1 protein-coding gene is annotated in these 253 nt (G+C 47.4%); it reads right to left on the reverse strand.

From position 1 onward, the window contains the following. Positions 1–253: aminomethyltransferase beta-barrel domain-containing protein (locus tag AAEZ00_RS21750; protein WP_351090073.1), on the reverse strand; the 253-nt coding region annotated here is incomplete at both ends.

Genomic DNA, 253 nt, shown 5'->3' on the forward strand with positions numbered 1-253 from the left:
GGGGTCACTGCGGCAACCGCCTCATCAAACATCACCGTAATATTGTCTGCGTCATCATAGGTGAGGGTACATCCAACATCACGTTGACGATAACGGGTCTTTACCGTAATCGTGCTGTTATTGGCAGGACCTTTACGATCAACCCAATGGAGCTGATTGACAGTCATACCTGTTGACATTAAACGAGGGTGATTGCCGCCTTGCGCCACAATAAGCACATTACGGACTAAATCTTTTTCGACCACATACCATG

The organism is Shewanella sp. S1-49-MNA-CIBAN-0167, from assembly GCF_040310145.1.
In the GTDB taxonomy this organism is placed as follows: domain Bacteria; phylum Pseudomonadota; class Gammaproteobacteria; order Enterobacterales; family Shewanellaceae; genus Shewanella; species Shewanella psychromarinicola.